Annotated in this window: 19 protein-coding genes and 2 pseudogenes; 14 read left to right on the forward strand and 7 right to left on the reverse strand. The window is 61.8% G+C overall.

Annotation, left to right across the window (positions count from 1 at the left end; translation table 11 throughout):
* The first annotated feature begins 21 nt into the window (after nucleotides 1–21).
* Together arnF and QWI20_RS09495 are read left to right on the forward strand one after the other, a co-directional pair.
* A pseudogene (arnF, locus tag QWI20_RS09490) lies at nucleotides 22–427 on the forward strand (4-amino-4-deoxy-L-arabinose-phosphoundecaprenol flippase subunit ArnF).
* Complete coding sequence (locus QWI20_RS09495; RefSeq protein ID WP_369305243.1) at nucleotides 405–1,799, forward strand: UDP-glucose/GDP-mannose dehydrogenase family protein; 1,395 nt, start codon at nucleotides 405–407, stop codon at nucleotides 1,797–1,799. Before arnF ends, QWI20_RS09495 begins: the two are co-directional and overlap by 23 nt.
* A 268-nt stretch (nucleotides 1,800–2,067) precedes the next feature.
* Here the strand turns inward: QWI20_RS09495 and QWI20_RS09500 are convergent, their stop codons facing one another.
* Nucleotides 2,068–3,546, reverse strand: a complete 1,479-nt coding sequence (locus QWI20_RS09500) for an ArnT family glycosyltransferase (protein WP_369305244.1) — start codon at nucleotides 3,544–3,546, stop codon at nucleotides 2,068–2,070.
* A gap of 455 nt (nucleotides 3,547–4,001) precedes the next feature.
* On the opposite strand from QWI20_RS09500, the gene QWI20_RS09505 reads away from it, so the two are divergent.
* A complete protein-coding gene (locus QWI20_RS09505) occupies nucleotides 4,002–5,933 on the forward strand; it encodes an LTA synthase family protein (protein ID WP_369305245.1) in 1,932 nt (643 codons plus the stop codon).
* An 87-nt stretch (nucleotides 5,934–6,020) separates the two neighbouring features.
* A complete protein-coding gene (locus QWI20_RS09510; protein ID WP_369305246.1) occupies nucleotides 6,021–6,407 on the forward strand; it encodes a winged helix-turn-helix domain-containing protein in 387 nt (128 codons plus the stop codon).
* Between the two features lie 26 nt (nucleotides 6,408–6,433).
* Here QWI20_RS09510 and QWI20_RS09515 read toward each other — a convergent pair whose 3' ends face one another.
* Nucleotides 6,434–7,120 (reverse strand): histidine phosphatase family protein, encoded by a 687-nt coding sequence (locus QWI20_RS09515; protein ID WP_369305247.1) that lies wholly within the window; start codon nucleotides 7,118–7,120, stop codon nucleotides 6,434–6,436.
* Between the two features lie 334 nt (nucleotides 7,121–7,454).
* On the opposite strand from QWI20_RS09515, the gene QWI20_RS09520 reads away from it, so the two are divergent.
* Nucleotides 7,455–8,291, forward strand: coding sequence for a phosphatase PAP2 family protein (locus QWI20_RS09520; RefSeq protein WP_369305248.1), 837 nt, complete (start codon nucleotides 7,455–7,457; stop codon nucleotides 8,289–8,291).
* Here QWI20_RS09520 and QWI20_RS09525 read toward each other — a convergent pair.
* The 3 genes from QWI20_RS09525 to QWI20_RS09535 all read right to left on the reverse strand — a co-directional run bounded on the left by QWI20_RS09525 (nucleotide 8,251) and on the right by QWI20_RS09535 (nucleotide 13,416).
* Complete coding sequence (locus QWI20_RS09525) at nucleotides 8,251–10,500, reverse strand: putative bifunctional diguanylate cyclase/phosphodiesterase (RefSeq protein WP_369305249.1); 2,250 nt, start codon at nucleotides 10,498–10,500, stop codon at nucleotides 8,251–8,253. The genes QWI20_RS09520 and QWI20_RS09525 overlap by 41 nt on opposite strands.
* A gap of 12 nt (nucleotides 10,501–10,512) precedes the next feature.
* Nucleotides 10,513–11,226 carry a PAS domain-containing protein gene (locus QWI20_RS09530; RefSeq protein WP_369305250.1) on the reverse strand — a complete coding sequence of 238 codons (714 nt, stop codon included), beginning with the start codon at nucleotides 11,224–11,226 and terminating at the stop codon, nucleotides 10,513–10,515.
* A 126-nt stretch (nucleotides 11,227–11,352) separates the two neighbouring features.
* Nucleotides 11,353–13,416, reverse strand: a complete 2,064-nt coding sequence (locus QWI20_RS09535) for a chemotaxis protein CheB (protein WP_369305251.1) — start codon at nucleotides 13,414–13,416, stop codon at nucleotides 11,353–11,355.
* Nucleotides 13,417–13,673: 257 nt separating this feature from the next.
* Here QWI20_RS09535 and QWI20_RS09540 point away from each other — a divergent pair, with 257 nt between their 5' ends.
* Both QWI20_RS09540 and QWI20_RS09545 read left to right on the forward strand, forming a co-directional pair.
* A complete protein-coding gene (locus QWI20_RS09540) occupies nucleotides 13,674–16,337 on the forward strand; it encodes an ATP-binding protein (RefSeq protein WP_369305252.1) in 2,664 nt (887 codons plus the stop codon).
* A gap of 108 nt (nucleotides 16,338–16,445) precedes the next feature.
* On the forward strand, nucleotides 16,446–17,867 hold the full coding sequence (locus QWI20_RS09545; protein ID WP_369305253.1) for a sugar porter family MFS transporter: 1,422 nt from the start codon (nucleotides 16,446–16,448) through the stop codon (nucleotides 17,865–17,867).
* Between the two features lie 66 nt (nucleotides 17,868–17,933).
* Here the strand turns inward: QWI20_RS09545 and QWI20_RS09550 are convergent, their stop codons facing one another.
* Both QWI20_RS09550 and QWI20_RS09555 read right to left on the reverse strand, forming a co-directional pair.
* Nucleotides 17,934–18,629 carry a tRNA (adenine(22)-N(1))-methyltransferase TrmK gene (locus tag QWI20_RS09550; protein WP_369305254.1) on the reverse strand — a complete coding sequence of 232 codons (696 nt, stop codon included), beginning with the start codon at nucleotides 18,627–18,629 and terminating at the stop codon, nucleotides 17,934–17,936.
* Nucleotides 18,630–18,751: 122 nt separating this feature from the next.
* Nucleotides 18,752–19,141 (reverse strand): RidA family protein, encoded by a 390-nt coding sequence (locus QWI20_RS09555; protein ID WP_108119461.1) that lies wholly within the window; start codon nucleotides 19,139–19,141, stop codon nucleotides 18,752–18,754.
* Between the two features lie 130 nt (nucleotides 19,142–19,271).
* Between QWI20_RS09555 and QWI20_RS09560 the strand changes: the two genes are divergently transcribed.
* From QWI20_RS09560 to QWI20_RS09590, 7 genes and pseudogenes are all read left to right on the forward strand, one after another.
* Nucleotides 19,272–20,180, forward strand: coding sequence for a LysR substrate-binding domain-containing protein (locus tag QWI20_RS09560; RefSeq protein ID WP_369305255.1), 909 nt, complete (start codon nucleotides 19,272–19,274; stop codon nucleotides 20,178–20,180).
* A 29-nt stretch (nucleotides 20,181–20,209) separates the two neighbouring features.
* Nucleotides 20,210–20,695: an N-acetyltransferase family protein gene (locus QWI20_RS09565; protein ID WP_369305256.1), complete on the forward strand. Its 486-nt coding sequence runs from the start codon at nucleotides 20,210–20,212 to the stop codon at nucleotides 20,693–20,695.
* A gap of 70 nt (nucleotides 20,696–20,765) precedes the next feature.
* Complete coding sequence (locus QWI20_RS09570) at nucleotides 20,766–20,900, forward strand: hypothetical protein (RefSeq protein ID WP_369305257.1); 135 nt, start codon at nucleotides 20,766–20,768, stop codon at nucleotides 20,898–20,900.
* Nucleotides 20,834–21,367, forward strand: a pseudogene (locus QWI20_RS09575) (alkene reductase); the annotation flags it as partial. The gene QWI20_RS09570 and the pseudogene QWI20_RS09575, both read left to right, overlap by 67 nt.
* Nucleotides 21,368–21,482: 115 nt before the next feature.
* Nucleotides 21,483–22,226 carry an SDR family oxidoreductase gene (locus QWI20_RS09580; RefSeq protein WP_369305412.1) on the forward strand — a complete coding sequence of 248 codons (744 nt, stop codon included), beginning with the start codon at nucleotides 21,483–21,485 and terminating at the stop codon, nucleotides 22,224–22,226.
* A 61-nt stretch (nucleotides 22,227–22,287) separates the two neighbouring features.
* Nucleotides 22,288–22,674, forward strand: a complete 387-nt coding sequence (locus QWI20_RS09585; protein ID WP_369305258.1) for a nuclear transport factor 2 family protein — start codon at nucleotides 22,288–22,290, stop codon at nucleotides 22,672–22,674.
* Nucleotides 22,675–22,805: 131 nt separating this feature from the next.
* Nucleotides 22,806–23,246 carry an SRPBCC family protein gene (locus tag QWI20_RS09590; protein WP_369305259.1) on the forward strand — a complete coding sequence of 147 codons (441 nt, stop codon included), beginning with the start codon at nucleotides 22,806–22,808 and terminating at the stop codon, nucleotides 23,244–23,246.
* The last annotated feature ends 191 nt before the right edge of the window (nucleotides 23,247–23,437 follow it).

Consider the following 23,437-nt stretch of genomic DNA (forward strand, 5'->3'; position numbering starts at 1 on the left):
CGCGGGGCAACCGCGTGGGCGATGGGCAGCGTGGTGCTGGTGAGTGCAGCTCAGTTGGGCATGCGCTGGGGCATGAGTCGTCTGCCCTCGCCTGCGCTCTGGTTTGAGCCGGGGAGTCTGCTGCGATTCGAGCCCGCAGCCGTGCTGGTGATCGGCGCCGCGATCATCGCTTACGCCCTGTCGATGCTCGCCTGGCTTCTGGCACTGCGCGATCTGCCGCTGAGTCGCGCCTATTCCCTGCTCAGCGTCAGCTATGGGCTGGTGTATGCCCTCGCCGCAGCGCTGCCATTTTTCAACGAGACGTTCACGGTATCGAAAACTTTGGGCGTCATGCTGATCGTGATGGGCGTGCTGACCATCAACCTTCGGCGCATTTCCAGCACTCCTCCACAGGGCTTCTCTTCATGAAAATCAGCGTTTTCGGTAGCGGGTATGTCGGGCTGGTGCAAGCCACCGTCCTTGCTGAAGTCGGCCACGACGTGGTCTGCATGGACATCGATCAGGCCAAGGTCGAGCAGTTGCGGCAGGGTCAGGTGCATATTTTCGAACCGGGGCTGGCCAGCCTGGTGCGAGAGAATCTGGAGAACAAGCGCCTGCAGTTCACCACCGACACCCAACTGGCCGTCGAGCACGCCGAGGTGTTGTTCATCGCGGTCGGCACCCCGTCCCGCGACGATGGTTCCGCGGACCTGAGAGGATTTTTCGCGGTCGGCGAGGCCATCGCGATGTACCGGTCCGAGCCGCTGATCATTGTTGAAAAGTCCACGGTGCCCGTCGGCAGTGGCGACGCGTTGCGCGGGCACATCGACAAGGCGCTGCGCCAGGCCGGTCGCTTGCTGCAGTTCGATATCGTCTCCAACCCGGAGTTTCTCAAAGAGGGGTCGGCGGTCAACGACTGCCGGCGTCCGGACCGTATCGTCATCGGCTGCGACAACGACGCCGTGCGCAAAGTGATGCGCGAGCTGTACGCGCCGTTCAATCGCAACCATGACCGGATCATGTTCATGGACCTGCGCAGTGCCGAGCTGACCAAGTACGCGGCCAATTGCATGCTCGCGACCAAGATCAGCTTCATCAACCAGATTGCCGAACTGGCCGAGCACTTGGGCGCGGACGTTGAGTCGGTCCGGCTGGGCATCGGCGCGGATTCACGCATCGGCTATGACTTCATCTACCCCGGGTGCGGTTATGGCGGCTCGTGCTTCGGCAAGGACATTCGCGCCTTGATCCACAGCGCCCGGGAAGCCCATTGCTCCAACGACCTGCTGGCGGTGGTCGAGGCCATCAACGAGCGGCAGAAGAACAAACTGTTCGAGCGGGTGAAAGCCTTTTACGAAGGGGATCTGCGCGGCAAGACGTTCGCGTTGTGGGGCCTGGCGTTCAAGCCGAACACCGATGACATGCGCGACGCGCCAAGCCGTGTGCTGATGGAAGCGTTGTGGGATGCCGGCGCCACGGTGCGGGCGTTTGACCCCGAGGCGATGCAAGAGACGCAGCGCCTCTACGGCAACCGCAAGGACCTGATTCTGATGGGCACGCCGGAGTCGACGTTGAACGATGCAGACGCGCTGATCATCTGCACCGAGTGGCAACAGTTCAAGGCACCGGATTTCGAGCTGATCCAGCAACGCCTCGCCGCGCCGGTGATCTTCGACGGCCGCAACCTGTACGACACCGAACGGCTGGCGCGCAGCGGGTTTCACTACTTCCCGATCGGGCGCGGGGAATCCTGTGAATTGCCGATCCCGCAGAAGCAGTGGTTGCCGTATAAAAGCGTGGCGGGTGGAGCGATGGTCTAGCGGCCGACGCCTTCCCGGCTGAAGCCGGTCCCACAATGGTGTCCGGCGCCGACCCTACTGAAGGCCCGCCTTGATTTTTGTGGCACGGGCTACAGCCGGGAAGAGGCCCGCGTGTGCGCCATAAATTTTGCAGCGTGACGCCTGACGCCTTCCCGGCTAAAGCCGGTCCCACAATTGTGTCCGGCGCAGGCCCCACTGAATTCACACGATGCTTATTGATGATCGTCCCCACGCTCCGCGTGGGAATGCAGACCGGGACGCTCCGCGTTCATGGACGGCGTTCTGCAGTCGGGGCGGCAGTGACGAAGTAGTAGATTCGTTCTCCCACCATGAAGGAGTCGAGCACCCGCAGTGGCAACGCGGGAGGCGACTGGCTTTCCATCACCACGATCCTGTCAGCCCCCGGTGCCAGAAAACGGTCGAGTTCAGCACCAGACATCACACTGTCAAGCTGGCTCTGGCTGTAGAACACGCCGGCGCCCGCCAAGCGTTCGCTGGGGTGGAACAGCGCTACGCTCACCCCTTGCTGTTGCAGGCCATGGATTTTCTCGGTCAATGGCAGGAATGACAGCTGCCTGTCCTCCCGCGGCGCCAGCCATTGCGCTGCACCCAGGTAGGTGACAACCACCAGCAAGACACCCGCCCCGCTGATCCCTCGACGATGGCGCACCACCGCCGCCACAAACGCGGACCGTGCTGCATGCACGCGGATCCTGGCCCCCAGCACCAACGCATATTCGGCAGCAATCACCGCAGCGGCCGGCGCCAACGACATCAGGTAAACCGTGCGCTTACTCGACGCCAGTGTCAGCAACAGGAATTGCGCGCCCAGCCACAGGGTGAAGAACAACAGATAGCGATTGCTCATCAGCTGCTTGCGAAAGTGCCAAAGCCCCAGATAGACCAACAGATTCCACGGCAAAAACGCTTCCGGCAGTTTCGCCAGGTAGTAATAAAACGGCTCGTAATGCCCGGCTTCGGTAAACGAACCGCTGAACCGACCAACGCTGTTGGTCCACAGCACCTCTTTCAATGACGCTGAACCGCCCTGCCCGTACAGAAAACCCAGCCAGACGAGAAGCGGCACCAGCGCCAACAGGGTGAAGGCTGCAGGGCGAACCCAGTCGGCCACCTTCACGCGTTTTAACTGCACCGTTTCGAAGATCAGCCAGAAGAAAATCACGACACCCGGCAACGCCAGGCCGAGCACCCCTTTGCTCAAGGTCGAAATCACGATGCCCAGCGTGAACGCGAGCCAAGGGCTTAATGCCAGCGCCCCGCGTCGCGCGCCCTCGCTGGCGTGGAAGAACGCCAGCAGCGCCAGGGTCACACCGAGGGACAGCAATGCATCTTCGCCCACCTGCCGCGCATTGCTCCAGAAGCTGGCCGTTGTCGCCAGCATGAACGCCGCCAGCCAGGCCACAGAGGCCGGGCGTCCGAACCGCACCAGCATGCGGTAAAGGAGCAACACGCTGAAGAGCCCGGCGAACGCCGACGCCAGCCGCACCGCCAATGGCGTAGCGCCGAACACGCGGATCGCCGCCGCATCCAGCCAGACGCTCAGCGGGGGCTTCTCAAGAAAAGGCTGTCCGTTGAGGGTCGGTGTCACCCAGTTGTTGCTCAGGTGCATCTCCATGGCGATGCCTGCCACCCGCGGCTCCGTCGAGTTTTGCAATTGGTGATTGCCCAACGCGAAGAAAAACAGAACAGCCGCCAGCACGAACAACGAGAGCGCACGAGAAGTCATCGAGGGAATACCGGCTGGGGAGCGAATCATCAGTTGATGGCTGTCGGCAGTATAGGCGGCGCTTTGTTGAAGTCTTGTCAACGCCCCGTCACCACTGGATCGAGCGGCGGGGTGTTTCAAAGGATGACTGACAAACGCGCACTCGCGAATGATCACTGGCATACTCTCCGCCGCTATCAAAAGTGCCCATGCGCTTATAAATGGGCAAACGAATATTAAACACTGACGGAGTTTTCACACACAGGCCACACAACTTTAACGACGCCAGCCCGACAGTCCATGGATGACTGTTATGAATACGCTTTTACAGGAGTTACGATTTGAAACGTATTAGAAACCCTTAAAAAATTGACAATAAACTTATTTGCGCTATGTGCCCACCGGTGAATAACGGTAAACGAGGCGCAGCGCCAAATAACTGGAAACTCGACACACCTGTCCAAAGGATTAGACACATGCGGATTTACCCATCGGCCCCAGCCCGGTTCCTGCTGTTGGCAACCGGCACATGGCTCGCCCTCTTTTTTCTCACACGCGTCGTTTTATTCACCACCCATCTCGACGAAGCCGGCAATCAAGTAATAGCCACTTTCGCCACCGGGCTGCTCTATGACTTGGCGTTCCTGACCTACGCCGCCCTGCCACTGGGGATATATGTCCTGCTCTGCCCGCCACGCTTATGGCGCGCTCGCGGGCACCGCTGGTTCCTGCAAGGGCTGATGACAGTCAGTATTTTCGTGATGCTGTTTGTCGCCGTGGCCGAATGGCTCTTCTGGGACGAGTTCGGCGTGCGATTCAACTTCATCGCCGTGGACTATCTGGTGTATTCCGACGAGGTCCTCAATAACATCCTCGAGTCCTACCCCATCGGCAAACTGCTCGGCGCGCTGGCGATCGTTGCCATCGTATTGAGTGCGATCATCAGTCGCGCCGTCGTAGCCTCGATCAAAGCCCCCACACCGCCGCTGCGCAGCAGGCTGGCCGGTATCGCGCTGTTGCTGGCCCTGGCGGCCATCAGCCTGCAATTTGTTGATCAGGATAATCCTCGCGGTCTGGGTGGCAACGCTTATCAGCGGGAACTGGCGAGCAACGGCCCGTATCAGTTTTTCGCCGCATTCAGGAACAACGAGCTGGATTATCAGCAGTTCTACGCCACCCTGCCCGACCCGCAAGTCGCCGATCAGATGCGCCGGGAGCTGGCCGAGCCCAACAGCCGATTTGTCGGCACGGACCCAGTGGATATCCGACGCACGATTGACAATCCGGGGGCGACGCGCAAAGCCAACATCGTCCTGGTGACCATTGAAAGCCTGAGCGCCAAATACCTGGGCAGCAACGGCGACACGCGCAACCTGACCCCCTATCTGGATGCACTGCGCAAGCAAAGCGTCTACTTCAATAACTTCTACGCCACCGGCACCCGAACCGACCGCGGCCTGGAAGCCATTACCCTGTCCATCCCGCCGACGCCGGGACGCTCCATCGTCAAACGGGTGGGCCGCGAGAGCGGTTTCGCCAGCCTCGGTCAGCAACTGGCGGGCGTCGGTTACGACAGCGTTTTCGTTTATGGGGGACGGGGCTATTTCGACAACATGAACGCCTTCTTCAGCGGCAACGGCTACCGCGTGGTGGACCAGAGCAGCGTCAATGAACAGGACATTCACTTCAAAAACGCCTGGGGCATGGGCGACGAAGACCTGTACCAGCAGGCGCTCAATCTGGCGGATGCGGACTTCGCTGCGAACAAACCGTTTCTGTTGCAGTTGATGACCACTTCAAACCACCGCCCTTACACCTTCCCCGAGGGACGCATTGACATCCCTTCGGGCAACGGTCGCGACGGCGCGGTGAAATACACCGACTACGCCATCGGCAAGTTCCTTGAAAGCGCCCGCCAGAAACCGTGGTTCGACAACACGCTGTTCGTCTTCGTCGCCGACCACACGGCAGGCAGTGCTGGCAAAGAAGACCTGCCCATCGATAACTACCTCATTCCGCTGTTCATCTACGCGCCGAAGATGATCCAGCCGCGGGAAATCTCTCAATTGGCGAGTCAGATCGATCTTGCGCCGACGCTGCTGGGGCTGCTGAATCTCGATTATCAGTCCACCTTCTTTGGCCGCAATCTGTTCTTCGATTCGGCGTTGCCGCCCCGGGTGGTGGTCGGCAATTACCAGCACCTGGGACTGTTCGACGGCAAGGATCTCGCCATCCTCAGCCCGCGCCAAGGGCTGCGTCGCCACGACAATGCGCTGGGTGAAAGTGTCGAAAGCCAGTCAACCCGTGCCGATCCACTGATTGCGCGCGCCATCGCTTATTACCAAGTGGCAAGCGAAGGGTTCAAACAGCATCTGCTGGACTGGAAGCCTGACAGCTTCAAGCCTTGACCGGCAGGCGGGGACCGTAAGGGCCTGCGGCAGAAGAGCGGTGAGTGGACGCCATCCGATCATCGCTCTGAAGCCGACAGCATCGCTTTGGTAAACGACAAGATATTCACGGCAGCCGAACCTATTTTTGACAAACGCCTGTCTAGGATCGCGCAACGTTTAAAGCGGCGGGTTTTAACTATGTTGGTGGTCGAGGATCTGGTGTTGGACACAAGCAAATACCGGGCGACCCGCGCGCAAAGATCGCTCAAGCTCAACCCGACCAACATCGACATCCTGGCACTGCTGATGCTGAAAAGTCCCGGCATTGTCAGCAAAGAAGAAATCGCGGAAATGCTGTGGGGCCAACTAGGGGTGAACAAGAGCAGTGGCGTCGGTACACGCGTGCATCAAATCAGAAAAGTGGTCGATGACGGTTTTGCGTTTCCCCTGCTTCATACGGTGTATGGCGTCGGCTACCAGCTGCGTAAATAACCTGTTGTCAACGCCTCACGTTGTTTTCAATCTCCCGCTTTCATCGCCAGTTGCTTCCAGTCCTGCGGATTAAGCACGCCTCTGATAACCGGCCTGCTGCGTTTGTCCAGTGAGATAAACACCGCACTGTCGTATTCGCTGGTATCGGCATGGGGATAACCCTGCTTGCCCTCTATCTGACTGATGCAACCGCTATGGGTGACTAACACCAGATTGCGGTTATTCGCCTTGTGCGCCATGACCTGGCCGAGGTTCATCTTCTCGCAATCAAACAACCAGTCCTGGGACGCAACCGGGTGGCCGAACAGGGATTCGGCGGTTTGCGCCGTGCGCGTAGAGGGGCTGGCGAGGACATCGGTCTGGTCCAAACCCAACTGGCTCAATGAACGTCCCACTTCGGCAGACACCTGGCTGCCGTTGCGGGTGATCCCGTCCTTTGGCCCCAGGCATTCATTATCGGAGCGGTCGCAGCGCTCGCCGTGGCGCACCAGCACCACCACTTCGCCTTTCTTCCAGCTCTCGTAAAGACCCGCCCTGCTCATGTTGTGCCCGCTGGCGAGTTCAATGGGCGAACGGGGCCAGTAGGTGTAACCCGTCAGCAGCAGCAGCGACACGACAATCGCGGCAGCGGTGAGCAAAACACGGAATTTGGTGGCACTTTTAAGTAACTTACCCGCCGTGGGCGCGGGCGGGACATTGATGTGTTCGCGCATCGTGTTGCTCCGGCTGTACAGTCCATCGGCAGATGGAAATCTGCGTCATTGAATGACAACGAGCGTAAACAGCGATGCATGGTTATTTGGTAAACGGCACGTGAAAAAAACAGTGGCTGTAAAACGTTATTGTTTCCCGACCCGTGGGGAGAACGTCACGCCGTAGTTTGTGAGGAAGTCTCTGCTTCGTCTCATGAGGACGCTACAAGCTTTAAACATAATAGAGTTTTCACATTCCCTTCACTGCGGCTTGACCTGTGCGTGTCTATGTTCCACCAGCGGCCGGCAATAGCCGGGCAAAGTTAATCATTCATGCTTATCGGGACATTCCAACGTGCGAAGCGAACGATCACGATTTTATGCCTGGAACTTGGGTTTACCGATCGCCATTGCGCTGGCGATATTCGTGGTCTTCGACCTCACTTCCCTGGACGAAATGATCAGCAACTGGCTGTACTACCCCAACCACGAGTTTCCCTACGGCCACAACCGCCTGTTCGAAAACCTGACCCACCGCTGGCCGCGGATCATTCCCGACCTCACGGGTGAAGCGGCCATCATCGGGTCGATCCTGTCGTTCATCTGGCCTCTATTAAAACCGGGACGGGATGACCGGCTACTGACTGCGCTTGAGAGGTTGCGTATCGCCCCGCTGCTGCGCTTCACGGCTCGCCACCGGCGGGACTTCCTGTACATCGTCGTGTCGTTTGCAATCATCACCGGCATGATCCATTTCTTTAAAAGCCACACCAGCATCTATTGCCCCGTGGAAACCACGCTGTACGGCGGGACCATGGAGAAAAAGGAGTGGTTCGAGAATTTCAGCCTGTTCCATGAAGCCGGCGCCGGTCGCTGCTGGCCGGGTGGGCATGCCTCCGGCGGCTTCACCATGGTCGCGCTGTACTTCGTCGCGCGGCGTCATCAGTGGCGCCACGCCCGGGCGATCCTCTACGCTTCGATGGTTCTGGGCGCGATCTACGGCACGACGCGCGTGCTGCAGGGCTGGCACTTTATGTCGCACACGTTTTGGGCCGGGGTGATTGTGTGGATCGGTGCGCTGCTCACCGCCCTTGCCTTCTATGGCTGGCGACAGCTTGCGCCCTCGCCCGCCCAGGGGCACTTGCCCGACGCTACACAAGCGGGCGGCGTTCAGACTCAACGGAGTTACTGACTTGCAGCCATCGGATCAGCGGATCAGCCATCCACTCGTCGATCCAGTCACGCATCTGCGTGGCCGGCATCGGTTCGGCGATGCCGAAACCCTGACCGATTTCACAGCCCAACTGGAGCAGGCGTAACGCCTGAGCGGGGCTGTTGACACCTTCGGCGATGACTTCGCGACCGAACGCGCTGGCCAGGCCGAGTATCGCCTGCAGTATCGAGATATCGCCGGGGGCGTCGAGCATGCCGTGAATGAACGTCTGATCGATCTTCAGTTGCGCCACCGGCAGGCGCCTCAAGTAGCTAAGGGACGAATACCCTGTGCCGAAATCGTCCAGGGCAAAGCGCACTCCCAGGTGCTCGCAGTTGCGCAGCGTGCGCGAGACGCCTTCAACGTCTTCCAGCGCGCTGGTTTCGAGGATCTCGATCATCAGCATTTCCGGCCCGACATCCGGGTGCGCTGCAAGGCGCTCGATCAGGTTCGCCACGAAGTCAGGGTGCTGAAGTTGCCGTGCCCCGACGTTGATGCTCACGGCCAGATGCAGCCCTTCCCGTTGCCAGTGCTCGATCTGGCTCAAGGCACTTTCCAGCACCCACTCTCCGACCACCTCCGCCAGCGAGCTGCTTTCGATCAGCGGCAGAAAACTGTTCGGCAACAGCAGTCCTCGCTCCGGATGGTCCCAGCGCAGCAAGGCTTCGGCACCGACGACCGCGCCCGTACGCAGGTTGACCTTGGGCTGAAAATACAGGCGCAGTTCCTGGTCGCGGATGGCCTGATCGATGCGGTCCAGGCGGGCGTTGTGCCCCCGCATTTCCTGATCATGCTGCGCATCGAAGACGTGGAAACGGTTCTTGCCCTCCAGTTTCGCCTGATACATCGCCTGATCGGCCTGGCGCAGGAGTTGATCGGCGCTGATGTCGTCGTCCTGCGGGTAGTAACTGACGCCGATGCTCGCCGACAGCGTCAGGTTCAGCGCACCGACCTGCACCACCTCGCTGGCGGCCGTGAGCAGACGCTCAAGGATCGGCGCGCTGTCGCAGAGCTGATCAAGATCGACGATCAGCGCCACGAATTCGTCTCCGCCCAGACGCGCCAGCGTGCAGGCATCGTTCAGCACGCTCTGCATGCGCCGGGAAACGCTGGACAGCACCCGATCACCCACGTCATGCCCATGCAGGTCGTTGATCGCCTTGAAGCCGTCGAGGTCCAGGTAACCCAATGCCAGCCGGGTGCCGTTGCGCAGGGCGTCGGCCATCGCCTGCTGCATGCGCGAGGCGAGCAGGACGCGGTTCGGCAGGTGGGTCAGCGGGTCGTAATGGGCCACGTATTCCAGCTGACGCTGGTAGCTGTGCAGTTCGGTGACGTCGGTGAACAGCGACACGTAATGCTGAATGACGCCATGGGCATCGACGATGGCGGTAATGGTTTGCCGCGCGGCATAGGCCGAACCGTCGCGCCGGCGGTTCCACAGGTCGCCCTGCCAGTGATGCTCCGTCAGCAGGCTGCGCCAGAGGCTGACGTACTGGGCACGAGGGGTCGTGCCGGATGCGAGAAAGCGCGGGTTCTTGCCCGTCGACTCATCGCGTTCGTAGCCGGTAATGGTGGTGAACGCGTCGTTGACCTCGATGATCGCACCCGTCGGGTCGGTGATCATGATGCCTTCCCGCGCGTGGGTGAACACGCTGGCGGCGAGGTTGAGGCGTTGCTCGATCTGGCGGCGCGCGGTGAGGTCGGTCAGGGTCACACGGATGCCGCTCGTCTCGCCGCCGTGGCGTACGCAGTTCAGCCGCGCCTGCCAGTCCGTGCCGTCGGTGCGCTCCAGGCTCAGATCGCACTCCTCCGCCTGGCCGCTGCGACAGACCCGGGCGAAGACCTGCTGCCAGCGGTCACGGTCACGGCTGACGACGCGGCCGGCAAAACGGCGCTGCAACAGCCGGTGACGCGGATAGGCCAGCAGTGTCTCGCCCGTGCGGTTGACGGCTTCAATGACCCCTTGCGGGGTCAGCGTCAGGTAGCCCACCGGCGCGTTCTCGTATAGATCCAGGTAAAGATCGCGCGAGGCTTCCAGGGCCGATTGCGCAGCGCGAAGCTCCTCGTTCTGCATCTGCAACTCAACCTGGTGCAATTGCAGGTCATGCAGCAGTCGGGCGTTGTCGTCCAGGCTGTCAGGAGGGTTCGCGGGATGAACCACATGAGACACAGGGGGCGGCGTCTTCATGGTCGTCGCGCCTCAGGCGTGCAAAGTGAGTGGCTGCATTGCCAGAAGAATCAGGTGCGCCCGCGTAGCGTCCCCCACCACCCGACGGGCATTCAGGGTGATCGCCCGCGGGCCTGCGTCGGTCAGTTCATGCTCCACGATGAAGCCGTCGAAGCTGGTGTCGTTTTCCAGCAGGGTGCCGAGCTTTTGCCGCAGCGCCGGGATGTCCCACAGGCGGTTGTTGAGCTCAAAGAGTGTCCGACCGGTGGTCAACGGCTCGGTGGTCGGAAAGGTGCGGTAGTAGGAACGACTGGCTGACACGACGCACAAGTCTTCGTCCAGCACCAGCAGCGGCTCGATTATCGTGTCGACGATGGCTTCGGCCAGCTCCCGCGCTGCCTGCACGGCCTTCTGATTGGCGATGCGGCTGTCGATGTCGTGAAAGGTCATCACCACGCCGTCAATGACGTTGTCCAGCGTGCGGTACGGTGCCAGCCGCGCCAGGAACCAGTTGCCCGAGACAGTGCACAGTTCGATCTCTTGCGGGATCAGCATGTCGAGCACCTCCTGTGCCGGGACCAGCAGGTCCATGGAGTGAATGTACGAAGAGATATCGGCCAGCGGCCGCCCCACATCCTTGGGGATCAGGCGGTAGATCTTCACGGCGTCCCGCGTGAAGCGGCGAATGATCAGCTTTGTGTCAAGGAATATAGTCCCGATATTGATGCTGTCGAGGAGGTTCTTCATGTCATTTTGCATGTCGCCGAGCTGTTCGATTTTCGCTTGCAGCTCGGCATTGACCGTGACGAGTTCCTCGTTTACCGATTGCAGCTCTTCACGGGAGGTTTCCAGCTCCTCGTTGGACGACTGCAGCTATTCATTGGTCGATTGCATCTCTTCATTGGCCGCGCCCAGCTCCTCGTTCAGGTGCTGCAACTCATCGATGGTCGCCTGCAGGTTCTCTCGGGTGTACGCCAGGTCATGCTCCAGCAGCCTGACCCGTTCCGGCGCCAGATGAGCGGCAGTGTCGGGCACTGCGTCGGCCGGGATATCCACGCCGCTGGCCGGTTCCTGAAACGTGATCAGAAGCAATTGCTCCCCCTGAGCGGTGTTGCCCATCCGGCGCACGCTGAGGCTGACCCAGCGCGTCGCGCCATCGCTGCTGACCGCCAGTGGCTGGGTCGAGGTCGGCTCGGCGCTGAGGGCGGCACGCTGCACCGCGCTGCGCAGGTCCAGTTGCAGACCTTCGCGGGCCATTTCGACGACGTTAAGGCTCGGTTGCCCCGGCGCAGGCCGCAGGTAGCGGCCGGTGTCGCCGTGTACATACAGAATGTTGCCCGTCAGGTCAGTGACCACCGAGGCAGGGCCGAAGTCCTGCAACAGCGCCCGGCGGGTCAGTTCGGCAATGTTGGTTTCCTTGGTCATGGTCGCGGGGCGGTCCGGGGGTCGGCTGATGGGGCTGGGCAGCCAGGACAGCGTGCTGTCCATCGGCATGGATTTAGGCGTTCGGGTCTTCACGGCCCGGTAGAATTTCCATTTGCGCTGCAACGGCGTGAACAGTGTGGCATGCCCGCCGATGCTCTCGGAAGGCGAGAGAAACAGCACGCCGTCAGGTTTCAGCGCGTAATGAAAGGTCGGGATCAACCGGTTCTGCAGCGCATGCCCCAGGTAGATCATCAGGTTGCGGCAGCACAGCAGATCGATGCGGGTGAACGGCGGATCCTTGATCACGTTCTGGACCGCGAAGACGATCATCTCGCGGATTTCCTTTTTCACTCGGTAACCGCCTTCCACGCGACTGAAATAGCGCTCCAGGCGCTCGGCGCCGACGTCACTGGCCACGGAAAGCGGGTAAACCCCGGCGCGAGCCGTACTGATGGCGTCGGCATCCAGGTCGGTGGCGAACACCTGAATGCCCGGCACCACACCGGCGGCCTGACCCTGCGCGTGCAGCAGTTCGTGCAGGACAATGGCCACCGAGTAGGCCTCTTCGCCGCTGGCGCAACCGGCGACCCATACCCGCAGCGGCTCATTGGCCGCCTTGGCGTCGATCATCGGCGGGAGGATCTGCCGCTGCATGACCGTGTAGGCGGCAGGGTCACGGAAGAACTGAGTGACGTTGATCAGCAACTCGTTGAACAGCGACTTGCACTCCTCCGCCGATCCCTTCAGCAGCCGCAGGTAATCATCCTCACTGGCGAGGTGCATGATCTGCAGGCGTCGCTCGATCCGCCGGGCGATGGTGCTCTTCTTGTACTGCGTGAAGTCATGGCCGGTCATGGTGCGCAGGTGCAGCAGAATCTGCTCGATGGCATCGCCCTGCTTCCTCGACGGTGCAGGACCGTCCGGGTCCCTGGCGCCGGTCAGTACGCCGGGCATTTGCTCGACGCTCAGGACATGACTGGCGTTGCCCGCCTGGATCGCGCTGTTGGGCATGCCGCTGTAGGTGGCCTCTTCCGGCCACTGCACCAGGGTTCTGCCCCCATGGTCGAGAATCGACCGACAGCCGGCGGTGCCGTCCGCACCGGTCCCGGACAGAATGACGCCGACCGCTCTTGTCCCATGGTGCTCGGCCATCGACGCGAAGCAGGCGTCGATGGGCAGATGGTGGCCGCGCTCGCCCTCGTAGCGCGTCAGGACCAGCGCATCGGCCGTGACGCTCAAGGCGTATTGCGGCGGGATCACGTACAGGGTGTCGGCGTCAAGGGTCGCGCCATGGGTGGCCTCGACGACTGTCATGGAGGTCGAACGGGCGAGGATTTCGGTGAGCAGGCTGGGCGTGGTCGGCGCAAGATGCTGGATGACCAGAAAGCTCATCCCGGAGTCGCTCGGCATCAGGCGCAGGAATCGCTGCAACACTTCCAGGCCGCCCGCTGACGCGCCAAGCCCGACGAGCAGGCGGCCTTGCGGGCGGTTGTGCAGCGCGGTGTCGGGCACGGGACGCCTCCATGTGTCGAATGGACGGGGATGATGCCCGCTGCGGTCAGGGCGGGCAACGCATTCTGTGCATGACTGACTGCGCAGGTTCCGCCGATCGGCCACACGACGCGACGCATTAGTGTCACACTGCCGACCTGTGCAACACATGATGGCCGGGTGCTATCCTATGGCGCGTACGCGTTCCTCTGACGCGTCTATCCGGTCTGCCAGCGCCAACCTCCCCTCTTTTGAATTGCCGTGTCGAGAAGTCGCCCATGATGTCGGACAACGTACGAATCGGCCCCTTGGGGTTTCTCCATGGCGGTGGCGCCATGGGGCAGTTGATCCGGGACTTTGACTGGACATCGACGTCACTGGGCGATCCTGAGGGCTGGCCGCAGTCACTGCGCTCGGCCATCAGCATTTGCCTGCATTCGAGTTTTCCGACGGCTATTTACTGGGGTGAAGACTTCTGCCTGTTGTACAACGACGCCTGGGCGCCGATTCCGGCGGATCGGCATCCGGCCGTGCTGGGCCGACCGGGGGGGGAAGTCTGGTCCGCCATATGGGACGTTGTCGGGCCGCAGCTGGAAGCGGCTGTACGGGATGGCGAAGGCTTTTCGGCGTACGACCAACTGCTGATGATGGAGCGTGGCGGCACCCTGCACGAGACCTGGTGGAACTACAGTTTCACGCCGATCCGTGGGGAAAACGGGCGCATCGCCGGAATCCTCAATCAGGGTCACGAAGTCACCGAGCGGGTCCTCGCCGAGCGGCGCAAGGCGCAGGAGCTGATCCGCCAGCGCAAAATGTTCGAGCAGGCACCCGGCTTCATTACCATCCTCAACGGCCCCGAGCACCGCTTCGAATTCGTCAACCAGTCTTACACCCGGCTGTTCGGCGAGCGTGACTACTTGGGCAACACGATCTACGAGGCATTCCCGGAGCTGGACGGGCAAGGCTATTACGAGTGGCTGAATGCGGTTTACACCACCGGCGAGCGCCTGGTGCACCAGAACACGCCGATTCAGCTCAGTCACCCCGACGCCCCGTCGGAGGTGCGTTATCTGGATTTCATCTACGAGCCGCTGCTTGATGACTCGGGCCAGGTGACGGGCATTTTCTGTCAGGGCTACGACGTCACCGAGGCGCACCTTTCCCGTGCTGCGCTGGAAGCCAGCGAAGCAGCCCTGCGCGAGGAAACCCGGACCCTGGAAACACTGAACCGGGTCAACATGGAGCTGGCTCTGGAGCTGGACCTCAAGCGGTTGGTGCAGACGGTGACCGATGCCGGCCGCGAGATGACCGGCGCCGAGATCGGCGGGTATTTTCACAACGCCGCCAGCGATCATTTTGACCTCTTCACACTGTCTGGCGTGCAGTCGCCGGAACTGGCCCGACTGCCTGGCCCGCGTGCCAGCCCGGTGTTCGCACCGGCATTCCTGACGAAGGGCGTGATGCGTTCCGACGACATGCTGCTGGACCCACGCTACGGACGCATCTCGCCGCACTTCGGCCTGCCCGCCGGTCATGCACCGGTGCGCAGCTACCTGGCAGTGTCGGTGGTGTCGCGTTCGGGCGAGGTGCTGGGCGGGCTGTTCTACGGCCACAGCGAACCCGGCCAATTCACCCCGCGGCATGAAACGCTGATGTCGGCCCTCGCCGCTCAGGCGGCCATCGCCATTGACAACGCGACGCTGTTCCAACAGGTCCAGAGCGCCAACGAAACCCTTGAACAACGCGTGCTGGCCCGCTCGCAGGCATTGTCCGAAGCCCATTCGGCCTTGCGCCAGGCGCACAAGATGGAAGCCATCGGGCAGCTCACCGGCGGCATCGCCCACGACTTCAACAACCTGCTCGCCGGTATCATCGGCAGCCTGGAGATGATTGACCGCCGCATCGCCAACGGCCGGGTCGACGGTCTGGACCGTTACCTCAGTGCCGCCCACGACTCGGCCAAGCGCGCGGCCACCCTCACGCAACGGCTGCTGGCGTTTTCCCGTCGCCAGACCCTCGACCCCAGGCCCACCGACGTCAACCGGCTGGTGGCAGGTATGGGCCAGCTCATTTCCTCGACCATCGGCCCGTCCATCAGCACACGGACGATCGCCGCCGGCGACCTGTGGCTCAGCAAGATCGATGGGCCGCAGCTGGAAAGCGCACTGGTCAATCTGACGCTCAACGCCCGTGACGCCATGCCAAACGGCGGCGAGCTCACCGTGCAGACACGCAACATCACCGCCGACAGCGCCCAGGGGATGGCGGCGAAACTGCCCGCCGGTGACTTCATTGAAGTCAGCGTGAGCGATACCGGCACTGGCATTGCCCCGGACATTCTCGACCGGATCTTCGACCCGTTCTTCACCACCAAGCCCATGGGTCAGGGCACGGGCCTGGGGCTGTCAATGATTCACGGCTTCGTTCATCAGTCCGGTGGCACCCTTCAGGCGCGTTCAACCCACGGCGCGGGCACCACGATTTCGCTGTATTTGCCGCGCTACGTGGGCGCGCGCGCACAGGCACCGGCCCGCGGCCCGTCGCAGACCCAGAGCCGCGGCGAAACCGTGCTGGTGATCGACGATGAGCCCCACGTGCGCATGCTGATGTGCGACGCCCTGCGCGAACGCGGTTATCAGGTCAGCGAAGCCATGGACGGGCCGTCGGGGTTGCAAATGCTCCGCTCGATGGCATCGATCGATCTGCTGGTGACGGACGTAGGCCTGCCCGGCGGGATGAATGGCCGACAGGTCGCCGACGCCGCCCGCGCCTTGCTGCCTTCCCTGGATGTGCTGTTCGTCACCGGTTACGCGGAAAACTCGGCGGTGGGCGGCGATCAACTGGAAACTGGCATGGCCGTGCTGCTCAAACCCTTCGGCATGAACAGCTTCGCGCAGAAAGTCGGCGAGATGCTCCAGGCTGGCGCCTCCGCTCACGGCTGATCGGTCAGGTTTTTTCGCCCTCTCACGGAACTCACAGGCCCGGCATGCCCCTAAGCTCGACGTCAGCGAACCGGCACAACGCCCGTTCCACGAGAGGTTTAGGTTTCCATGTCTTCCAGCACCCCATCCGCCGCCATAGGCCAACCAGACGAGCCGCGCACTTCGCCGCGTCGTCTGATCTTCATCTCGGTCCTTGTCGCCACCATGGGCGCACTCGCTTTCGGTTACGACACGGGCATCATCGCGGGCGCTCTGCCCTTCATGACCTTGCCGCTCGATCAGGGCGGTCTTGGCCTGAACCCCGTCAGCGAAGGGCTGATCACCGCATCACTGATCGTCGGCGCCGCTTTCGGCTCGCTGGCCAGCGGTTACCTGTCCGACCGTTTTGGCCGACGCGTGACCCTGCGCATGCTGTCGCTGTTGTTCATCGTCGGCGCCCTCGGCACGGCCACGGCGCCGTCGGTGCCGTTCATGGTCGCCGCGCGTTTTCTGCTGGGTATCGCGGTGGGCGGTGGCTCGGCCACGGTGCCGGTGTTCATCGCCGAAATCGCCGGCCCTTCGCGCCGCGCGAGACTGGTCAGCCGCAATGAGCTGATGATCGTCAGCGGCCAGTTGCTGGCCTACGTGCTGAGCGCCGTGCTCGCGGCGTTGCTGCACACCCCCGGCATCTGGCGCTACATGCTGGCCATCGCCATGGTCCCGGGCGTTTTGCTGCTGATCGGTACGTTCTTCGTGCCGCCGTCGCCGCGCTGGCTGGCCTCCAAAGGCCGCTTCGATGAAGCGCAGCAGGTGCTCGAACAACTGCGTGACACCAAAGACGCCGCCAAGCGCGAAGTCGAGGAAATGAAAACCCAGGAAAAACAGGCGCACAAGCGCGTCGCCGCTCGCGAGTTGCTGCGTCAGCCGTGGGTGTTGAAGTTGTTGCTGATCGGCGTCGGGCTGGGCTTTACCGCGCAGTTCACCGGCGTCAACGCGTTCATGTACTACACGCCGATCATCCTCAAACACACCGGCATGGGCACCAACGCTGCGCTCACCGCGACCATCGGCAACGGCATCGTGTCGGTAATCGCCACACTGCTGGGGATCTGGGCCATCGGCCGTTACGGGCGTCGGCACCTGCTGATGACCGGCCTGGTCATCGTGATCATGATGCAGGCAGCGCTGGGTTGCGTGCTGATGTTCATGCCGCAGAACCTGACCCAGAGCTATGCCGCGCTGGCATGCATTCTGGTGTTCCTGCTGTTCATGCAGATGTGCATCTCGCCGGTGTACTGGCTGCTGATGTCCGAGCTGTTCCCGATGCAGGTCCGCGGCTTGCTGACCGGCACGGCGGTGTCGATGCAGTGGCTGTTCAACGCGACCGTCGCGTTCCTCTTCCCGATCGCGGTGGACACGATCGGCAACCCGACCTTCTTCGTGTTTGCGGCGATCAACATCGGCTCGCTGATCTTCGTGTTCCTGTGCCTGCCGGAAACCAAGGGCAAGTCCCTGGAGCAGATCGAGAAGCACATGAAGAAGGAGCTTTAAGACGGGGTTTCAGGTCCCGGGCCTTGCGTCCGGGAGGTTGAACCGAGGCGCTGAGACCGCGCGCGTTCAGCCGAGCAATTCGGTGATCCAGCGCACTTGCTGCGCGGTATCACGAAGCTTGTCTTCCGGCACCGCCTGCCGCGCACGTTGCAAGTTGGCCAACGTGCGCTGCCTGTAACGCAGCAGACGCCGCCACTTTTCGAGAAATGCCGGGCTGCGCGCCGCCATCAACAGCGGGCCGAAGTACAGCGCTTCAGGGCTGTACACCACCGGCCCGCTGCGTTCGGCGACGATGATTTCGTAGTCGAAGCGGTTCTCCCGCAGCACGTCCTCGTGGACGATGCGATAACCGTTTTCCATCAACCACTGGCGCAGCTCAGGCTCGCCGCCATTGGGCTGCAGAATCAGTTGTTCCTTTCCATTGAGCCGCGCTTTGCCGGCCTCCAAGATGTCGCGAATCGTCTCGCCGCCCATGCCGCAGAGGGTGATGGCGGTGATGCCGTCTTCCGCTTCAATCGCTGCCAGGCCATCGGCCAGGCGCACGCGGATGTGCTCCTCGAAGCCGTTCTCGCGCACCGTACGTTCGGCCGCCCTGAACGGCGTCGTCGCCACCTCCCCCGCCACGGCCATCGCAATGAGCCCACGGCGCATCAACGCGACCGGCAGGTAGGCGTGATCGGAGCCGATGTCGGTCAGTCGCGCGTCGGCGGGCACCAGCGCCGCCACGCGCTCCAGGCGCTTGGACAATGTGTGTTCGTTCAACCTTGCCGCCCCTTTTCTCGCCATCGCCCGGCACGACCTGCCGAAACGGGGCGTGAGTCTGTCGGGCCATGGCGCGGATTTCAACTGCGTTGACGCGTGGCCGGCGGATTGAGCGTCGGGTGCTAAGGCAGCTTGGCGATGACCTTGATCTCGAAATCGAAGCCGTACAGCCAGGTCACGCCGACGGCCGTGATCGTCGGGTGCGGCGCTTCGCCCCAGAACTCCGGCACCACTTCCCAGGCCTTTTCGAAGGTCGACTGCGGATCGACCATGAACACAGTGACGTCAATCACGTCATCGAAGGTGCAGCCGGCGGCATTGAGAATGGCGTTGAGATTGGTAAATGCCAGGCGGACCTGGGCGCGCAGATCGGGTTCGGGCGAGCCATCTTCGCGGCTGCCGACCTGGCCCGAGACAAACAGCAAGCCGGCGGACTTGATCGCCGGCGAGTAGCGATTGCGCTCGTACAGCGCGTGGCGGCCAGGGGGGAATACAACGTCACGGACAGTCATGGGTCTTCTCCATCAGCGGAGCGGGATGCTCCGTCGTTTCGATGGGCAGACTGTAGGGCGGCGGATTCGCTGGATAAACCAGCAGCCTTGATCAAGACTGTTTGCATTCCCCAAACAATAAGGTGGCGCGATGGACCGTTTCGACGCGATGCAGGCGTTCGTCCGAGTCGTGGAAACCGGCAGCTTCACCAAGGCCGCCGGTACCTTGCATATGAGCAAGACCACGGTGACGCAACTGGTGCAGCAGCTCGAAGCGCGGTTGCGGGTCAAGCTGCTCAACCGCACCACGCGCAAGGTCAATGTCACGGCCGACGGCGCGGTGTTCTACGAACGGGCGCTGCGCGTGCTGGCGGATCTGGACGACGCGGAAACCGGTCTGTCCGCTGCCTCCGCCGCGCCCCGAGGGCGTTTGCGCGTCGACGTGCCCAGCCCGTTCGCACGCATGGTGCTGATCCCGGCGCTGCCCGACTTCAACGCCCGCTACCCCGATATCCAGATCGACCTGGGGGTGAGCGACCGGATGATCGACCTCATCGGCGAAAACGTCGACTGTGTGGTGCGCGGCGGCGAGCTGACCGACCAATCGCTGATGGCGCGGCACATCACCGACCTGAAGCTGGGCGTCTACGCGGCCCCAGCGTATCTGCAGCGCGCAGGCACGCCGGCTCATCCCCGTGACCTCGAAGACCCGCAGCACTGCATCGTCGGTTATCGCTGGGCTCGCACGGGGCAGCTGTTCCCGATGGTGCTGCAGCGGGACGGCGAACGGGTTCAAGTGCAGAGCCGCTATCTGCTCTCGGTGGACGACGGCAACGCGTACCTCGCGGCAGGGCTTGCCGGCATGGGCGCGCTCTGGCTTCCGCAGTACATGGCCCAGCCGTCGGTGCTCAGCGGTGAACTGCTGGCGTTGTTCGAGGACTGGCAACTGGAATCGATGCCGATGTACGTGGCCTTCCCGCCCAACCGGCACATCAGCATCAAGCTGCGGGTGTTCATCGACTGGGTTGTGGAGTTGATGGGCGACGGGTACAAAAGCTGATCTAACGATTGAACAAGGATGAAGGTGCGATGGACGAAGTGATCAGCTACCGACAAGCCACGGCCGAGGACGTGGCGGCAATCTGCGAGCTGGGGCAGTTGCTCAACGCCATTCACCACGCTGAGCGGCCTGATATCTATGCGGCCGAAACCCTGGATTATCTGCGCGATGCCCCTCACTGGATGAGCTTTCTGAACAACCCGGAGCAGGTTATTTTCCTGGCGTTTGTCGGGGATCGGGCGGCGGGGTTTGTCAGCGCAGGGATGTTTTCGGCAGGTGGGCCATTGCTGCAGCCGATGGCATTCGCGCGCATCGGCTCGGTGTGCGTGGCCCAGGTTTTCTGGGGGAAAGGCTTGGGGCGTGGGCTGATCCAGCACGTGCAAGCATGGGCGCTGGAACGCGGTGCCCAGGATATTCGGCTGACGGTGTGGGGCTTCAATACCCATGCGCGGCGGCTGTATGAAGAGCTCGGATTTGAGACGCGGGCGTATGAAATGGGGATGGGGTTGATGTGACTGCCGTTCACCGCACCTGACAGCGACCTTGTGGACGACCGGTCAGTTTTGTCTTGAGGCGCTGCGCATTATGAAGAAACCCAACCTGGAAATGCGCCAACACATCATCGACGTCGCCAAGTCGCTGATGACCCGCTCCTGCGCGACTCCACCAATCAGCGCACCGACCGACACGGCGGGTCGATCGAAAACCGTGCCCGGCTGACGCTGGAAGTCACCCAGGCCATCGTCGATATCTGGGGCAACGACCGCGTGGGCATTCGCCTGTGGCCGGTGACGCCGGACGCGGGTAACACACCGCCGGACAGCAACGTAATGGCGTTGCACGGTTACCTGATTCAGCAGTTGAACCGCTTCAACCTGGCGTACCTGCACTTCGTCGAAGGCGCGACCGCCACCTCCCGCGAAATGCCGGAAGGCGTCGACATGGATGCGCTAAGTGGCCAGTTCAACGGCCCGTTCACTGGCAACAACAACTACGACCTGGACATGGCCGTCGAGCGCCGCGCCCAGGGCAAGATCGACGCCGTCGCGTTCGGTCGCCTGTTTATCTCCAACCCGGACCTGGTCGCGCGTCTGCGCCACGGCGCCGAACTGACCATCGCCCCCCGCGAAACGTATTACGGCGGCGGTGCCAAGGGCTACACCGACTGGCCGCTGGGTAATTACTGACCTAGCTCGTAACCCGCCCCGCTTTCAAGCACCGCATTCAATAACGGCTAGACGGCAAGGCTTTCCCAGGAAAGCCGACGCTGCCTGTACGCCTTGAATTTGAGGAAACATGAAGATGAACTACCTGGACAAGAAAACCGCCATCGTCACCGGCGCGTCGTCAGGGATCGGCGCCGCGACGGCCAGAGCATTGGCCGCCCAAGGGGTCAATGTCGTTGCTGCCGCGCTAGACGAAAAAGCCCTCGCAGCGCTGGTCAGCGAACTCCGCGCGGCGGGCTTTGAGGCGTCCAGCTTTGTCACCGACGTGACCGACGCCGAACAGACTCGCGCCCTGGCGCAGTTCGCCAAGGACACCTACGGCGCCGTCGACATCCTCGTCAACAACGCCGGCCTGATGCTGTTCTCCAACTGGGTCGACCTCGTGACCCAGGACTGGAACGCCATGATCGACGTCAACATCAAGGGCTACCTGAACACCATCGCTGGCGCCCTGCCCTTCATGCTCAAACAGAAAGCCGGGCAGATCCTCAACATGGATTCGGTGGCCGGCCATCAAGTCGGCCCCGGCGCCGGCGTCTACAGCGCGACCAAGTTCTTCGTGCAGGCCATGACCGAATCCATGCGCAAAGAACTGGGCGTGCACCACGGCATCCGCGTCAACACTGTCAGCCCCGGCGTGATCAACACCGGCTGGGCCGACAAAGTCACCGACCCCGCCGGCCGCAAAGCCGCACAAGCGCTCAACGAAATCGCCATCGCGCCGGAAGACATCAGCCGCGCCGTGATCTACGCGCTGAATCAGCCGGCCAACGTCACCGTCAACGATCTGATCATTTCACCGACCCGACAGGATTGGTGATTGCGCAGCTGTTGGTCATCAAGGCTATCGCCTACCTAACTTAACCCCTGGAGTCATAAACATGAGCAAGAACATCAAAGCCGTTGCCACCCACGACTACAACGCCGTCATCGAGACCGCCAGCCGTTACGTTGAAGGCCTGCGCGAAGGGAGTGTTGCGACGATCAAACAGGCCTTTCATGAAGAGGCGGTGATGTACGGTTTTACGAACGGCCAACTGCTGGGCGGGCCGATCAGCAACTTGTATGACTTTGTTGAGAGCAACGGTAAAGCAGCGGACATCACGACGCGGCTGGATGTGTTGGCGATTACGCCGACCACGGCTGTGGTGCGGGTGGACATGGAGAAGGACGCCATTGGCGCGGATTACAACGACTACCTGACGTTGATCAAGATCGATGGGGACTGGAAGGTGATTGCGAAGGTTTATCACCAGTTTGAGGGGTAGGTTTTTACTGCGATGAATTTTATGGACGCAGGTCTTCGTGTTTTGGCTTCGGGACTTGCGTGCCGGGTTCTAGCGGCTGGGTATTGAGCGTTCTTTGAGTCGCAGCGTAAGTTATTTGGGAGACAGCAGAGATGGTTTTAGTTGAGTACAGCGCAGGTTTGCCGTGCAGTGCGGAACAGGCGTGGAAGGTGCTGCGGGCGTTTGGCGGGATTGCGGACTGGCATCCGGGGATTGTGAAGAGCGGCATCGAGGGTGAAGCCGGGATTTTGCGGGTGGGTGCGATCAGGCGGCTGGCGCTTGCGGGCGGTGGCGTGTTGCGGGAACGGTTGATTGAGTTTGATGATGGGGTTCGGGGGTTGGCTTACGTGTTTGAGGAATCGCCGTTGCCGGTGGATGGGTATCGGGCGCAGGTTCGGGTGGATGAGGTTGCGGATTTGGTGGACCAGTGTGTAGTGCGATGGAGCGCGCGGTTTGAGGTACAGGGGGTTGGGACGGAGGCGGAATTTGAGGGGTTGGTCAGGGGGTTGATTGTGCAGGGGCATGAGGGGCTGGAGGGGGTAATTCGGGGATGATGGCGGCGCGGGAGGGCTAGTTTTTTTGGAATAATTCGACCGGTAGACAGTACGTTTATCGAGGAGTCTGACCGCTCCGCAGGTTTGCGAGGACCAAAAGTTGAGAGCGGGCCGTACAACTGTGGATCCGCCAATACTGCGCTGATCAGTTGGCCCAAGCCGGGATCGGCAAGTCGCTGACGACTGAGCCG

This window comes from Pseudomonas sp. W2-17 (genome assembly GCF_041060445.1).
Taxonomy (GTDB): domain Bacteria; phylum Pseudomonadota; class Gammaproteobacteria; order Pseudomonadales; family Pseudomonadaceae; genus Aquipseudomonas.

Bases quoted from the DNA above. Each gene is read 5' to 3' on its own strand.
- QWI20_RS09495 (WP_369305243.1), top strand. From the start codon at position 405: ATGAAAATCAGCGTTTTCGGTAGCGGGTATGTCGGGCTGGTGCAAGCC.
- QWI20_RS09500 (WP_369305244.1), bottom strand. From the start codon at position 3,546: ATGACTTCTCGTGCGCTCTCGTTGTTCGTGCTGGCGGCTGTTCTGTTT.
- QWI20_RS09505 (WP_369305245.1), top strand. From the start codon at position 4,002: ATGCGGATTTACCCATCGGCCCCAGCCCGGTTCCTGCTGTTGGCAACC.
- QWI20_RS09515 (WP_369305247.1), bottom strand. From the start codon at position 7,120: ATGCGCGAACACATCAATGTCCCGCCCGCGCCCACGGCGGGTAAGTTA.
- QWI20_RS09525 (WP_369305249.1), bottom strand. From the start codon at position 10,500: ATGAAGACGCCGCCCCCTGTGTCTCATGTGGTTCATCCCGCGAACCCT.
- QWI20_RS09530 (WP_369305250.1), bottom strand. From the start codon at position 11,226: ATGAAGAACCTCCTCGACAGCATCAATATCGGGACTATATTCCTTGAC.
- QWI20_RS09540 (WP_369305252.1), top strand. From the start codon at position 13,674: ATGATGTCGGACAACGTACGAATCGGCCCCTTGGGGTTTCTCCATGGC.
- QWI20_RS09545 (WP_369305253.1), top strand. From the start codon at position 16,446: ATGTCTTCCAGCACCCCATCCGCCGCCATAGGCCAACCAGACGAGCCG.
- QWI20_RS09555 (WP_108119461.1), bottom strand. From the start codon at position 19,141: ATGACTGTCCGTGACGTTGTATTCCCCCCTGGCCGCCACGCGCTGTAC.
- QWI20_RS09560 (WP_369305255.1), top strand. From the start codon at position 19,272: ATGGACCGTTTCGACGCGATGCAGGCGTTCGTCCGAGTCGTGGAAACC.
- QWI20_RS09565 (WP_369305256.1), top strand. From the start codon at position 20,210: ATGGACGAAGTGATCAGCTACCGACAAGCCACGGCCGAGGACGTGGCG.
- QWI20_RS09570 (WP_369305257.1), top strand. From the start codon at position 20,766: ATGAAGAAACCCAACCTGGAAATGCGCCAACACATCATCGACGTCGCC.
- QWI20_RS09580 (WP_369305412.1), top strand. From the start codon at position 21,483: ATGAACTACCTGGACAAGAAAACCGCCATCGTCACCGGCGCGTCGTCA.
- QWI20_RS09585 (WP_369305258.1), top strand. From the start codon at position 22,288: ATGAGCAAGAACATCAAAGCCGTTGCCACCCACGACTACAACGCCGTC.
- QWI20_RS09590 (WP_369305259.1), top strand. From the start codon at position 22,806: ATGGTTTTAGTTGAGTACAGCGCAGGTTTGCCGTGCAGTGCGGAACAG.